A 14,353-nucleotide genomic window follows, 5' to 3' on the forward strand; every position below is an offset into this window, starting at 1 on the left:
ATTTATGACCGTTAAACAAAAAATAGGTAAGCTTATTACTAAAATGTCGCCGGTGTCGCCGGAAAGCCTAACTATTTTACGCACCGAATTCCGGGCTTTCAGGAGCAGGGTTAATTACCGTTTGAATCCCTTTAAAAGGCTTAACGTTGCAAAATATTCGGCTGGTGAAAATATTAGTTTAAATGTTGGCTGCGGCCCTTTCGGGCATGATGGGTGGGTCAACGTAGACTTGATGAACTTAAATAATGTTTCATTCACTTTCGACTCGAGAAAGCATTTACCCTTTAAGAACAGCACTGTAGACAGGATTAGGGTCGAACATTTTTTTGAGCATCTGGATAAAATATCGGAAGCGCCCTTTTTTTTAGATGAATGTAAAAGAGTAATGAAGGATGGTGCGGTTTTAAGAATTGCCGTGCCGGACGCCGAAATGTTTATTGAGGCCTATTCTAAAAACGATAAGAGCCTTTGGAAGGCGTTGGGATATGATATTGAGGCGCTCCCCGGAAATTTCGACACAAAAATTGCCATTCTTAACCATATTTTTCGGCAGGATGGTGAGCATAAGTATGCCTATGATTTTGAAGCGTTGAATTATTTTTTGGCGAAGCATGGGTTTAAAAATATAACCAGGCAAAGGTACCGGGAATCGCTTGATGAACAATTGATAGACGATCAGGAGAACCACAGCAATCATTCGTTATACGTTGATTGCATGAAATAGCTTGAAGAAAATTGTTTTAATTTCGGTAGGGCAACCGTCCACCAATCCCCGGCTGGTTAAAGAAGCCAATAGTTTGGCAGAAGCCGGATTTGATGTTTATGTCGTTTACTCTTACTGGACTGAGTGGGCATGGCAGGCAGACAAGATTCTTTTTAAAGAAGTGAAATGGAAGCCTATACTGGCAGGCGGCTCGCCGTTTGAAGATAAAATTACCTATTTTTTTAGCCGGGTACGCGTAAAGTTATTTGGCTTTATTGTACGCAACATAACATTGCAATATGGCATAGCCGAAATTGCCAAAGGACGAACATATCCAAACCTGGTAAAAATTGCCAAATCAATTAAAGCCGACCTCTATATAGCACATGTGCAAGCGGCCTTGCCGGCAGCAGTAAATGCAGCAAAAATAAATAATGCGAAATGTGGCTTCGATGCAGAGGACTTTCACCGCAATGAGGTTACCGACGATGTTGGTGACTTAGATTATAAGGTCGCCAGGTTTATCGATGATAAATATCTTCCGCATGTAAATTATTTGTCCACGAGCAGCCCATACATCAGCGCGGCGTATCACGATTTATATAAAGATATATCGCCTGTTACTATTTTAAATGTATTTCCAATAGATAAGCGTGTGCCTAAACCGCAAGCACCGGCAGTGGCGGCCATCAAACTTTTTTGGTTCTCGCAAACAGTAAGTGCCGCACGTGGAATTAGTGATTGCATCAGCGCTTTGAAGATGATAAATAACCAGGGCATCGAATTGCATTTATTGGGTTATGCCGATATGGAAACAAAGCAGCAACTGGCAACTCTGGCAGGTGATAGCTTTAAGCTGGTATTTCATGACCCAATTGCGCCCGATGAGATTATCCGGTTTGCATCAGCTTTTGATATTGGCCTGGCGATGGAAGACAGCATCCCTTATAACCGTGATATTTGCCTTACCAATAAGATTTTCACCTACATGCAGGCAGGTCTTACCATAATAGCAAGCGACACAACTGCACAAAAAGGCCTGATGGGTGAGTACCCCGAAACCGGGAAAGTTTATGAGAACAGGAATGTTCAAAGCCTTGCGCAGGCTATAGCATACTACGCAGCTAACCGGGATGAATTGTATGCGGCAAAAAAAGCATCTTACAATACAGCCCGAAGCAAGTTGAACTGGGAAAGCGAAAGTGAAAAGTTTCTGGCCCTCGTTAACAAAACACTGGCAAGTTGAAACGTGTCCTGATTATCTCGCCGTACTTCCCGCCATCGAACGCTGCCGATATGCAGCGTATCCGTACCAGCCTGCCGCATTTTAAGCAATTTGGTTGGGATGCTGAAGTAGTAACGGTGGATGAGAGTTATTCGGAGATGGTGAAAGATCCCCTGCTGATGCAAAGTTTGCCCGTTGACTTGAAAATACACAGGGTAAAAGCGCTAAGCAAAACACTGACAGCAAAAGTTGGTTTGGGTAGCCTTGGTTTACGATCGCTTTGGCACTATCGCAAAACGGTAAACCAACTTTTAAAGGCGGGAAAATACGACCTGATTTATTTTTCGACAACCCAATTCCCTGTTTGTGTTTTAGGTGCTTACTGGAAAAAGAGATTCGGCGTGCCGTATGTAATTGACATGCAGGACCCGTGGCACTCCGAGTATTACCAGGATAAGCCCAGAGAACAGCAGCCACCAAAATATTGGTTCTCTTACCGCCTGCATAAATACTTAGAGCCCATTGCCATGAAACAGGTTGGTGGGTTGATAAGCGTATCGGCAGGTTATATAGATGAGTTAAGGGCCCGGTATGTGCGGTTAAAAGACATTCCGGCGGCTACTATTACATTTGGGGCTTTTGAGCCAGACCTTAAAATAGCTGCAGACAATCAGCACAAGTTTGAACCATTGCTGCAAAAAGGGTTTGTAAACATAGTTTACGTTGGCCGTGGCGGGCTGGACATGTATAAAGCTGTAACACCGGTTTTTGAAGCGCTAAAAGATGGCTTGGCAAATCAGCCGGAATTGTTCGGAAGATTGAAGTTCTACTTTATTGGTACCAGCTATGCACCCGCTGGGCAGGGCGTAGCGACATTAGCCCCGCTGGCAAAAAAGTATGGAGTTGAAGATAGCGTAATTGAATTGCCTGGAAGAATCAGTTACTACCACAGCCTGGCGACTTTACTGCAGGCTGACGCTTTGTTTATACCAGGATCTGATGACCCGCAATATTCAGCTTCGAAGATTTATCCTTACCTGCTAACGCAAAAGCCTCTGCTCGCTATTTTTAACGAAAATAGCAACGCCGTAAACGCATTAAATGAATGTGCCGATGACGCCGTTGTAATAACCTTCGGTGCCGGGGCAAATCGACCGGAAAATGTATTACAACCTTTGTTCGAAAACTGGGCAAAAGGTATTTTTACGCCGATACACCTGAAAAAGGAGTTTGAAAACTACAGCGCCAAAAACCTTACTGCAAAGCAAACTGAACTGTTTAACAAAGTTATTGGTATAGGGCAATGAAAAAACTGGCTATTATTACTACCCATCCAATTCAATACTACGCACCAATCTTCAGACTTTTGCAGCAGCGCAACAACATCAGCATAAAAGTGTTTTATACACTTGGTGAAACTATCGCGCCCAAGCACGATCCCGGCTTTGGCAAAAATATAAGCTGGGATATCCCGCTGTTAGACGGTTACGATTTTGAGTGGCTGGTTAATATTTCACCGGCGCCGGGTTCACATTATTTCAAAGGCATAGTTACCCCCGGTGCTATTGAGCAAATTAAAAAATACCAGCCCGATGCTTTATTGGTTTTCGGCTGGGCCTACAAATCGCATTTAAAAATAATCCAATATTTTAAAGGTAAGAAACCTGTTTATTTTCGCGGCGATTCCACCTTATTAGATAAGTTAGGAGTGGTGAAAAGTACGGCAAGGCAAATTTTTTTAAGGTGGGTTTACGCCAATATCAGCCATGTGTTTTATGTTGGCACAAACAATAGGGCGTATTACTTAAAGCATGGGCTAAATGAAAACCAGATGACCTTCGCTCCGCATGCAATTGATAACGAGCGTTTCTCACAAAACCACTCTGAAAATGCCGTATCGTTTCGGGCCGGACTTGGTTTAAATAATGACGATATATTGGTACTGTTTGCAGGAAAAATCGAAGCGAAAAAAGCGCCGTTGATATTGTTGCAGGCCTTTGTTAATTTGAATAAAAGTGGTGTTCATTTGTTGTACGTCGGAAATGGCCCACTTGAAATCGATTTGAAAGCTAAGTCAAAAAATGTTTCTAGAGTTCATTATATTGATTTCCAAAATCAATCTCAAATGCCTGCGATTTACCAGGCCTGCGACCTTTTTTGCTTACCATCCAGCGGTCCTAACGAATCGTGGGGGCTTGCAGTAAATGAAGCGATGGCCGCCGGAAAGGCTATATTAGCGTCTGACAAAATAGGCTGTGCTACCGATCTGGTTAAATCAATGCAAAATGGTGCTGTGTTTAGAGCGGGTGATGCGGCAGATTTAAGCGAAAAGTTAGGCCTTTTGACGATGAATAAAAAGCGACTCGCGAAATTTGGCGCAGCATCAAAATTGATTATAAAAGATTGGAGTTTTGAACAAATTGCCTTGGCAATTGAAAATAAGTTATTGAATGAAGCGACTTGACCGCATAAAACTTGATTTTACCCGCAACTGGAAACTGCCCGGTAAGGAACGCCTTTCCAATTTGCTTAGGCCTTCGGATCAGCTTAAACAAAGTATAAACAACGGCATTGTTTGGCTAACCAACGAAGATATCGCCATTTACACCAGCGCCGATAGCTATATCGAATATTCGATATTGAGCACCGGCACCTACGAAGATGAAATTAACAAACTGATACGGATATCCCTTAAAGACGGTTGCAACGCGCTGGACATTGGCGGTAACATAGGCTTGCAAAGCATCCGCATGTCGCAATGTGCCGGGCGAGCCGGCAAAGTTTTTGCCTTTGAGCCGTTGGAATATCTCCGCGAGAAATTTAGCCGTAACACAGCGCTCAATAAAGCTGACAATGTTACACTTTTTCCCTATGCTTTATCCGACGAGGAGAGCGAAGCTGATTTTGCGGTAAATCCCTGCTCGTGGAACCAGGGCACCTTTAGCCTCAGTGGCAGTTCGACCGGACCCGGTACGCAGCGTGTGCTGATTAAAGTGGCCGATGATCTGCCCGAAATCCAAAGCCTGCCATCGCTCGACCTGGTAAAAATTGATGTGGAAGGGTTTGAGTTCCAGGTACTGCGTGGTTTAACGAAAACCTTGCATAAACACAAGCCGCGCATAATTTTTGAGTACGATGACAATTATTGGCGCAACAATGGGCAGAGCATTGCTGATTGTTATGCCTTTCTGCAGGCAATAGGTTATACCATTTACCAGGTATCATCAGTAGGGTGCGAATTGTTAAAGAGCGCCGAAGCTATTGAGGGCGGTAACTTATTTTGCATCCCGGTTTAAATTATGGATAAAGAAAATAACTACGCTAAATTCCTGGTGCTTTTTTTGCCCTGGGCTTTGGCTATGTTATTTTCGGCGTTGCCAATTGCATCTTATTTTATTGCCTGGCTGGGTTCGTTTTTTATATTTTACGTTACACTAACCGGTAAAATAAAACCGCTGCCCGATGACCGCACGATGGCTGAACAGTTGATGCGTCCGATTTTTATAGTCCAGATAATATTTGCCGGTTATATGTGCTGTACGTCGATATTTTATTTTTTAAGCCTTATGGGCTACGAGTATCTTACAAAGGTAAACACGATACTGGCATTAGACGAAAACGCTTTGCAACTTGCCGCGCAGTGCCAGCGGTATTATTGTTTAGCCCACGCAGCGTTTGTATCAGGTATTTTGATGTTTATGAAATACCCGGCACATTCAAAATACTATATAGAAAAAGAAAAACTTGCGAATCTTTTATTGCAAATGGCCCTGATAACTTTTCCGGTGTCATTGCTGTTTTTAAAGCTGCCGGGTTTGTCGCAATTTTATGTACAACTGGGTTCATTAAGCTTTATAGCGGGTACGCTTGCACTGGCGTTTGCTATACCGCTTAGAAAAATGGGAAACACGATGATTTGTGCTGCCTTATACCTGTTTAACTTTTATCAGGCCTTTACTTCCGGCTTTAAAGAGCCGATCATTATCAGCATTTTGGTTTTGGGGGTATTTTTGTACCCGAACTACAAAAAAGTTGTAACCGTCACTTTCGTTCCCCTGCTGCTGTTGCTGTTTATCTACCTGCCATCGTTTGTGGGCAGTCTTCGTCAGAGCACCTGGGCTGGCGACGAAAACAAAGATGACGCAACTGCAATTGCGTTGGATGCCGCGCTTAACCAGGATGCTGACGACAATACTAACTGGGGTTTTCTGATATACCGCCTTAGTGAAATAGAAATGTTTACAAAGTTTGTAAAATCGACACCCGCAAATGTTGATTTTTACGGAACTGATTTGATTAAACAATCAGCCATTGCTATTGTGCCAAGGATATTTTGGCCCGCGAAACCTATAACCGAAGACTTAATTATGGAGCGTGTTTACGCCGCGAACGTAGTAAACCGTAACTCAAATGTTTCGGCTAAACCGGCGTATGTTGTTGATGCTTATTTATCTTATGGTGCCATCGGCATTTTTATTTATTTGTTTGCTTATGGCGCTGCGGCACAAATAATAGCCATAAAGGCCGAAAAACTATTTGGGGGATATATTTTAGGCGCAGCATTGATATTCAGCGGGCTATTCCAGATATTTTGGCGCGGCCTGAGTTTTGAGTTTATAGTAAACTCGGTGTTCTGGAGTTATGTAACCATGATTATTGTGTTCAAAATACTGCGGTCAAAAAATATACTTAAGGAAATTTGAGGGTTCTACAAATATGTGCAGCCTACAAACCGGCTTATATTTACGGCGGCCCAACCATGTCGGTATCGATGTTGGCCGAGCAACTGGAAAAATCCGGTATCCAAACCGAAGCCTATGCCACTACAGCCAACGGTAAAACAGAGCTGCCTGTAACACCCAATACACCTTTGGTGGTTGACGGAGTTACGGTGACCTATTTTAAACGGCTCACAAAAGATCACAGCCACTTTTCGCCGGTACTTTTGCGGCAATTGTGGAAACAGGCTAAAAGTTTTGATGTGATCCACATCCACGCCTGGTGGAATTTGGTTTCGTTATTCTCGTGCCTTGTGGCATTAATGCGTAATGTGCCCGTTGTGGTATCACCACGAGGCACCCTTAGCCCTTACTCGTTTCAGAATAAGAATATAGGGATCAAATGGTTTATTCATCACTTATTGGGTAAGCCTTTGTTAAAACGTTGCTATATCCATGTAACCTCAAAACAGGAGGCAGAAGCAATAGGTAAAATTGTTAAGTCCAAAGGCATTACCAATATCCCAAATTTTGTAAAGCTGCCTGAGCACATTATTGCTGCTAATAAGCAAACCGGCGTTTTTAAACTTGTATTCTTTTCGCGGATCGAAGAAAAAAAAGGATTGGATATTTTGCTGGATGCATTGCCTTTTGTAACCTGTCCATACATACTTACAGTAGCTGGTGACGGGGATTCAACCTACATTAGTACATTAAAAACGCTGGCTGAAAAAAATGGGGTTGCCGACAACATCAATTGGGTTGGCTTTAAAAGCGCTGATAAGTTTGAAATGCTTGCCGGTCAAGATTTACTTGTGCTGCCATCGCACGATGAAAACTTTGGTAACGTAATTATCGAGAGTTTAAGCGAGGGTACGGCGGTGCTGGTAAGCCCGTTTGTAGGTCTGTCAGGCTATGTTACCGAAAATAAGCTAGGTTGGCAATGTGAATTAAATGCCGCTGCCTTGGGTAATATGATTAACTTTATTATCGGCAGGCCGGATGAGCTAACCGCCATCCGCACAATAGCGCCGGGTAAAGTCCGGGCTGATTTTGATGAGGGCCGGCTTGTTAAAAAATACATTGATCTATATAATAATATAATAAATGGCTGATTACCAGGATTACGGCTTCCATAGCGATGGCCCTACGCATAATTTCAGCTACCAGCTGGATGATCTTATCGGCTTAATTGATAAAGATAAAAATCAACACATACTTGATTTGGGCTGCGGTAACGGTTACCTGGTAAACCACCTGGTAAAGCTCGGCTACAATGCCTATGGTACCGATGCGTCAGAAAAAGGAATAGTCATTGCCCGAAAAACAAATCCCGATCGCTTTTTTGTGCAGGATTTATCGTCGGATGCTTTGCCGCCGGAATTACAGGCAATACCTTTTGATACCATTATAACAACCGAAGTTATCGAGCATTTATACAACCCGCAGGCGTTTGCCGATTTTTGCAAACAGCAGCTTAAACCCGGCGGCGAACTCATCGTCACAACTCCTTATCATGGTTATCTAAAAAACCTAACGCTTAGCATTTTTAATAAATGGGACAGCCATATGGACCCGCTGTGGCTGGGCGGGCATATCAAACTATGGTCGAGGAAAACATTGACAAAAGTGTTAACCAACTCCGGGTTCACTGTTATCCAATTCAGGGGTTGTGGCAGGTTTCCGTATTTTTGGAAGAGCATGATTATTAAGGCGAAGCTATAGTGAACGCGCAGTTTTCATTTATTATATTAACTTTTAACGAGGAAATACATTTGCCCCGGCTGCTAGAATCTGTTAAAAATCTGGATGCACAGGTTTTTGTGTTAGATTCCGGAAGTACGGATAATACCATCGCGATAGCAAAAGAGTACGGCGCCGTTATTTTACAAAATGCCTTTGAAAACCACCCAACGCAATGGGACTTCGCTTTAAAAAACTCCGACGTAAAAACGCCATGGGTAATTTGTCTTGATGCCGACCATGTGGTTACGCCGGAACTTAATAATAAACTCTCCACATTTAACGATGAAGATTACCGTGACGTAGATGGTATTTACTTTAACCGCAAAAACTATTTCAAAGGCCGCTGGATTAAGCATGGCGGGTACTTTCCTTTTTACCTGTTAAAAATGATACGGTACGGCGTTGGTTATTCAGATTTAAACGAAGCTATGGATCATCGCATGGTTGTGCCAGGTAAGACGGTTATCTGGAAAGATGGCGTTATAATAGAAGAAAATTTAAAGGAAAACAACATTGCCTTTTGGATAGCCAAACATAACCGTTACAGCGATTTGGTGGCGCAGGAAGAAGTAGAGCGGATGATGCAAATGCGCTCGCAAACCGTTAAACCGCATTTCTGGGGCTCGCCTGATGAACGCACGGCCTGGCTGAAGCAACTTTGGTGGAAACTGCCCCGCTATGTAAGGCCGATGCTGTATTTTATTTACCGTATTTTTTTTCAACTGGGCATTTTGGATGGCCGTACCGGCGTGATCTTTCATTTTTTGCAGGCTTTTTGGTTCCGGTTGATAGTTGATATTAAGATAGATGAAATTTTAAAGCAAAAAGAAGGTTCTAAAGCGGGCGTTGAAAATGGCGCTTCGCCGGTAAAATTTGTGCTGGTATTTATAGCGCTGTTTGCGGCTTTTTACTATTTTAACATATTGTATTTTGGGATTACATCGCCAGGCAATCACTACAGCGCCTTTTTGGCCCAATATCTTAATTATATAAGCGGGTTACGATGGCTGTTGTTAAAAGGCAGCGCTCAATTTCTCGTTTGGCTTGGATTTACTGTTATTACCAACGATTATGAATTATTGGTGCCCGGCCATCCGATTATTCAGTTGGTGTACTCCTGCCTTGGGCTTGGGGTGATGAGTTTCTTTGCTGCTTTTGTGCTGGCTTATCCGATAAAATTAAAATCGAAAATTGGGTTTCTATTGGGTGGATTGCTGGGTATACAAGTTTTAAACATTGCCCGGTTTGTATTGTTAGCCTTGTTTTGGACCCGTAACGAAAACCGGGTTATTGACCATCACGCTATATTCAATATCATTGTGTATATACTAATTGCAATAACGCTTTATTTTTGGGTAAAACGCAACGACAAAACACTTAATAACTATGGGGCAAACTGACCTTTCGTTATATAACAATGCGCCCTTTAACCCGGGTGGCAGCGCCTTGAAAAGACTGTTGTGGTTTTACGTAAATGCAGTTTTTTTAAAAAGTAGTTTGCTGCCTTCGAGCGAAGTGAAAGTTTTTTGGCTGAGGCTGTTTGGCGCTAAAATAGGACAGGGGGTTACCATAAAACCGGGTGTAAATGTAAAATATGCCTGGAACTTAACAGTAGGCAACCACACGTGGCTTGGTGAAAATGTTTGGATCGATTGCCTGGTGCAGGTTACCATTAGCAATAATGTTTGCATTTCGCAGGGCGCTATTTTGCTAACTGGCAGCCACGACTATAAGAAAAGCACCTTCAACTTGTTGACATCGGGTGTAGTTTTGGAGGATGGCGTTTGGATAGGCGCCGGCGCCATGGTAAACCTGGGCGTCACTGCAGCATCGCATGCCGTACTTACCAGTGGGTCTGTGGCCACCAAAAACCTTGAAGCATATTCGATATACCAGGGTAACCCTGCTGTGAAAATCCGCGACCGCGTAATAAACTCTTAACCAACATTGGTAACAGCTGTAAATCATCAAAACAACAAAACCAATAAGTTAGCCCTCGGGCTATTTTGCGTGGTGATGTTTTTAGTGCTGCTGAATATTTTTACGCCTTTACGATTAATTACCGATGGCATAAGGTATTTGAATATATTGGAATATTTTAAAGGCGGACTCGGTGAAAACAGCGTGGCAGCGCATGATGTTCTTCCTCACGGTTATCCCTGGCTTTTGTTTTTATTCGATAAACTTCATCTGCCGTTCCCGGTAGCTATTACTACGGTTAATATATTTTGTGTGCTGCTTGCAAGCCATTTGTTAACAAAACTTTTACCGGTTGATAGCAAACTCGCTTTTTATTCCCTGGTGTTGCTGTCATTTATTAACATTAAGCACTTCACCATGCCTATATCCGACCAGGTATTTACCCTGCTATTTGTGGCAAGCATATACTTATGGTCCAAATTCTGTAGCGGACAGCGGTATTATATAATTTCTGCTTTGGTTTTAACCGCAGCAGCCATATTTGTGCGCACGGCTGGCATTGCAATCGTACCCGGTATGGTAATTTATCTTATTTATAATAACAGGGCGAAGTTAGCCGGGCGTAAAATTTTAATTGGCGGGATCACTATAATACTCCTGGCTGCCATTGCGGTATTTTTGATAAAGTTGTCTATTCTCGAGGCTAAGATCGGCTATCTGAATCAATTGAATTTGGGTACGATGATAAAGGCGCCATCTTCAATAATCGGCAGGCTGCAGTTACATTTTAAAGAGTTGGGCGAAATGGTATTAAATATACCGTACAGCAAGCTTACCGGCAACATTAAAGTTGGAGGGTTTGACACCGCAGAATACCTGTTGATTGTACTTGGCGCAGTTACGTTGTACATAGCGGCAAGGGCCGTTGTTAAATTGAAGTTGATGGGCACTCTTGCCTTTTGGGTGTTTTTGGTTTACCTGATCATGATTTTTTTGTGGCCTTTTTATGATTCGAGGTTTTTGATCCCGGTGATTCCGGTATTTATATACCTTTTATACACTTACATAATTGAGTTTATTAAGTCGCGTTACATCAAAATTATCCCTTTGTTAGTTTACATATCTTTGGGTTTTTTAAGCTTGGCTTATTCCGATGCCATATCGTTAAGCAAAACTTTCTTTATAAATCATTACGGGGCCGATCCTGCGCTGACGGAAAAATACCGTATACATTTAGAAGATTTAAAGCTTAACACAGGTAAAAGGCCAGTGTATAACATAAACGATAACAACGTGCTATTCCTTCTCGAAAAGTATGACCACTAATCAAAAATCCCCTCATAAAACTATTTTAATAATTATCGGTGTGGCCGTGGCACTATTGGGAGTGTTGCTGGTTTTAATTCCGCCGGCACTTTTCCCTGATCCGGCCAACGGTTTCCAGGTTTTACGCTGCATGCAGCTGGGCGGGCCTTTTAATACAATGGTTGCGCCCGACCAAAGCGACATCGCCCAAAACTATACTGAATTTATCACGTGGTGGTCGCCGGGGCAATATTTGGTGCCATATTTTTTTAAGTTGACTGCGGGTGTTAACACCGGGCAGGCTATAGCAATAACCGTTGCGTTGGGACAACTATTCGGCTTGGCCGGCTTTTACATTTTTTTTAAGAAAATCGGTTTTACGCCCATGATTTCAGCACTGAGCCTTTTGTTTATTATCTGCCAGGTTGCGTTTTTTGTTCCATATGTTTTTTATACCGGGGGGGAGGTTTTGCTTTTTGCTTTTGAAGGCTGGTTTTTATTCGGCTGCGTTGCGCTGCAAAAGCCGGATTGGAAGCTATTGCTTTTCGTGCTTCTATCCGGCTGGATCGGCTTCTTCTTTAAATCTTCTTTTTTATGGATGTATATCGCAGGGCTTTTCTGCTTGTGGGTACGGCTATCATTAGGTAGCAAAGGTATAGTTGAATGGCTAAAGAAGGGGTTATGGATAGGTGTGCCTGCTGCATTATCGCTTGCAGCTATTTATATATTGTTCCTTTCAAAAGGCCAAAGTCCGGCCACAGTATCAAAAGGGTTTAAACTAACCACAGCCACGTTCAGCTTCCCGCTGTCAACGCCGCTGCTTTCGGGTTTTTCGCTGGACGATTTTTTTCATGGGCTGCTTTATAACTTCGGCAAACCGATGTTCAACCATTTTTGGTCGGTTGCAATTGTATTTAGCCTGGCAATATTAAGCCTGTTGTTGATTTGGGCATTGATAAAGTCTGTACACAATAATAATTACCGGCTTTTTATTTTTGTTTTCTATTTCGGCGCGTTACTGTTTTTTGGATTTGCTTATTTAAGACAGCTCAATATCTCATACGAAGCCCGGCATTTCCGCATTATTGGTATACTGATAGCGCCGGGATTGATTTACATGGTAAACAGGTTAAAGCGTGGGTATCAACTGGCGTTTACGGTAGTTTGCTTGTGCATCGCCGGTTACAGTATTAACTATGTAATTAAGGGCTACAACATCAATAAAAATCAAAGCGCAAAAGGCACAACTGGTATATCTCAGATTAACATCGACCAGCCATCATTAAACGCCATCATGAAGCTTGACAGGGAGAACAAGAATGCGCTGTTTGTTTTTATAGCCAACGATGTAAGCCTGGAGATACTACATAACCGTGTTATCAATCTTTCGCCTATCGGAGATGATTATAAAATTGATATGGATGACTACAAGTACGATGGGTTTGCCGGCCCATTATTTATCATTCTGCCCGAGACCTACAATGGCCCAAAGGAGAAGTTGGTAATGAAATCGTTTCCTGGGTATACTGGTTTTAGCCTTTCGATGTTAAGCGATAAGTACGTGTTGTATGAGGCGAGGATGAAGAGGTAGTTGATTGGGTTGATTAAGTTGGATTAAGTTTTTCGCGGGTCTGATTTCTTAACTTAATCAACCTAATCAACTTCTTACCCATTAATCTCTTTCCACAACAAATCCTTCAGCTCATCAATATTTTTCTGAGCTACTGACGATATAAAAATAGAGGGAACATCCGTTGGAAGTTCCTTTTTCATTTCTGCCATCAGCTCATCGTCGAGCATATCCGATTTGGTTACGGCCAGCACTCTTGGTTTGTCGAGCATTTCGGGGTTATATTCCTTCAGTTCGTGCAGTAATATGTGGTATTCTTCTTTTATGCTGCGATTGGTATCCGCAGGCACCATAAACAGCAATACCGAGTTGCGTTCAATGTGCCTCAAAAACCTAAAACCTAAACCTTTGCCTTGTGATGCACCTTCAATTATACCCGGTATATCGGCCATTACAAACGACTTCCCACCCCTGTAGGCAACTATGCCCAGGTTAGGTACAATAGTAGTGAACGGGTAATCGGCAATCTCCGGCTTGGCTGCCGACACGACCGAAAGCAATGTCGATTTACCCGCATTCGGAAAGCCTACCAAACCAACGTCAGCCAGTACTTTTAGTTCCAATACGTTCCAGTCTTCTTTGCCGTCTTCACCGGGTTGGGCAAAGCGCGGGGTTTGCAGGGTTGGTGTTTTAAAGTGCCAGTTACCCAGGCCACCGCGACCGCCATCTGTTAATATTCTTGTTTCGCCGTCGGTAGTTATTTCAAACAGTGTTTCGCCTGTTTCGGCGTTTTTGGCTATAGTGCCCAGCGGCACTTCCAATATCTCGTCCATGCCGGTTTTGCCGCTCTTTAACGAACTGCCGCCTGCGCCGCCGTCGCCGGCAATAACGTGTTTACGGAATTTAAGGTGCAAAAGTGTCCATAGCTGGGCATTTCCCTTAACAATAACATGACCGCCCCTGCCGCCGTCGCCGCCATCAGGGCCGCCTTTAGCTGTAAATTTATCCCGGTGCAAATGAGATGAACCCGCCCCTCCGTGGCCGCTGCGGCAACAGATTTTCACATAATCAACAAAATTTGAACCTTGAGACATAATTTTTATTTCGGATTGCGGATGTTCGATTTCGGATTTACCTGATAAATCCAAAATATAAAATTCCGAAAT

At 42.9% G+C, this 14,353-nt stretch carries 13 protein-coding genes; 12 read left to right on the forward strand and 1 reads right to left on the reverse strand.

Annotation, left to right across the window (positions count from 1 at the left end; genetic code table 11):
* Positions 1 to 4: 4 nt before the first annotated feature.
* The 12 genes from Q0R52_RS23640 to Q0R52_RS23695 are packed head-to-tail and all read left to right on the forward strand — an operon-like array spanning position 5 to position 13,208.
* Entirely contained in the window at positions 5 to 724 is a 720-nt protein-coding gene (locus tag Q0R52_RS23640) for a methyltransferase domain-containing protein (RefSeq protein ID WP_295799468.1), read from the forward strand.
* A 1-nt stretch (position 725) separates the two neighbouring features.
* Positions 726 to 1,949, forward strand: coding sequence for a glycosyltransferase (locus Q0R52_RS23645; protein ID WP_295799471.1), 1,224 nt, complete (start codon positions 726 to 728; stop codon positions 1,947 to 1,949).
* The gene (locus Q0R52_RS23650) at positions 1,946 to 3,235 is read left to right on the forward strand and encodes a glycosyltransferase (protein WP_295799474.1); all 1,290 of its coding nucleotides are present in this window, start codon (positions 1,946 to 1,948) and stop codon (positions 3,233 to 3,235) included. Before Q0R52_RS23645 ends, Q0R52_RS23650 begins: the two co-directional genes overlap by 4 nt.
* Positions 3,232 to 4,392 (forward strand): glycosyltransferase family 4 protein, encoded by a 1,161-nt coding sequence (locus Q0R52_RS23655; RefSeq protein ID WP_295799477.1) that lies wholly within the window; start codon positions 3,232 to 3,234, stop codon positions 4,390 to 4,392. The genes Q0R52_RS23650 and Q0R52_RS23655 overlap by 4 nt, the downstream gene beginning before the upstream one ends.
* Positions 4,379 to 5,224 carry an FkbM family methyltransferase gene (locus Q0R52_RS23660; RefSeq protein ID WP_295799479.1) on the forward strand — a complete coding sequence of 282 codons (846 nt, stop codon included), beginning with the start codon at positions 4,379 to 4,381 and terminating at the stop codon, positions 5,222 to 5,224. The genes Q0R52_RS23655 and Q0R52_RS23660 overlap by 14 nt, the downstream gene beginning before the upstream one ends.
* A gap of 3 nt (positions 5,225 to 5,227) precedes the next feature.
* The gene (locus Q0R52_RS23665; RefSeq protein ID WP_295799483.1) at positions 5,228 to 6,631 is read left to right on the forward strand and encodes an exosortase Y-associated Wzy-like protein; all 1,404 of its coding nucleotides are present in this window, start codon (positions 5,228 to 5,230) and stop codon (positions 6,629 to 6,631) included.
* On the forward strand, positions 6,628 to 7,761 hold the full coding sequence (locus Q0R52_RS23670; protein WP_295799484.1) for an XrtY-associated glycosyltransferase XYAG1: 1,134 nt from the start codon (positions 6,628 to 6,630) through the stop codon (positions 7,759 to 7,761). The genes Q0R52_RS23665 and Q0R52_RS23670 overlap by 4 nt, the downstream gene beginning before the upstream one ends.
* Positions 7,754 to 8,371 (forward strand): class I SAM-dependent methyltransferase, encoded by a 618-nt coding sequence (locus Q0R52_RS23675; protein ID WP_295799487.1) that lies wholly within the window; start codon positions 7,754 to 7,756, stop codon positions 8,369 to 8,371. Before Q0R52_RS23670 ends, Q0R52_RS23675 begins: the two co-directional genes overlap by 8 nt.
* Positions 8,371 to 9,792, forward strand: a complete 1,422-nt coding sequence (gene xrtY / locus Q0R52_RS23680; RefSeq protein ID WP_295799489.1) for an exosortase Y — start codon at positions 8,371 to 8,373, stop codon at positions 9,790 to 9,792. The genes Q0R52_RS23675 and xrtY overlap by 1 nt, the downstream gene beginning before the upstream one ends.
* Positions 9,779 to 10,333 (forward strand): WcaF family extracellular polysaccharide biosynthesis acetyltransferase, encoded by a 555-nt coding sequence (locus tag Q0R52_RS23685; RefSeq protein WP_295799491.1) that lies wholly within the window; start codon positions 9,779 to 9,781, stop codon positions 10,331 to 10,333. Before xrtY ends, Q0R52_RS23685 begins: the two co-directional genes overlap by 14 nt.
* Positions 10,334 to 10,339: 6 nt before the next feature.
* Positions 10,340 to 11,638, forward strand: coding sequence for a hypothetical protein (locus Q0R52_RS23690; protein WP_295799494.1), 1,299 nt, complete (start codon positions 10,340 to 10,342; stop codon positions 11,636 to 11,638).
* A complete protein-coding gene (locus Q0R52_RS23695) occupies positions 11,628 to 13,208 on the forward strand; it encodes a hypothetical protein (RefSeq protein WP_295799496.1) in 1,581 nt (526 codons plus the stop codon). The genes Q0R52_RS23690 and Q0R52_RS23695 overlap by 11 nt, the downstream gene beginning before the upstream one ends.
* A gap of 74 nt (positions 13,209 to 13,282) precedes the next feature.
* Here the strand turns inward: Q0R52_RS23695 and obgE are convergent, their stop codons facing one another.
* A complete protein-coding gene (gene obgE, locus Q0R52_RS23700; protein ID WP_295799499.1) occupies positions 13,283 to 14,281 on the reverse strand; it encodes a GTPase ObgE in 999 nt (332 codons plus the stop codon).
* Positions 14,282 to 14,353 lie beyond the last annotated feature (72 nt).

Source organism: Mucilaginibacter sp. (assembly GCF_025359345.1).
GTDB lineage: Bacteria > Bacteroidota > Bacteroidia > Sphingobacteriales > Sphingobacteriaceae > Mucilaginibacter.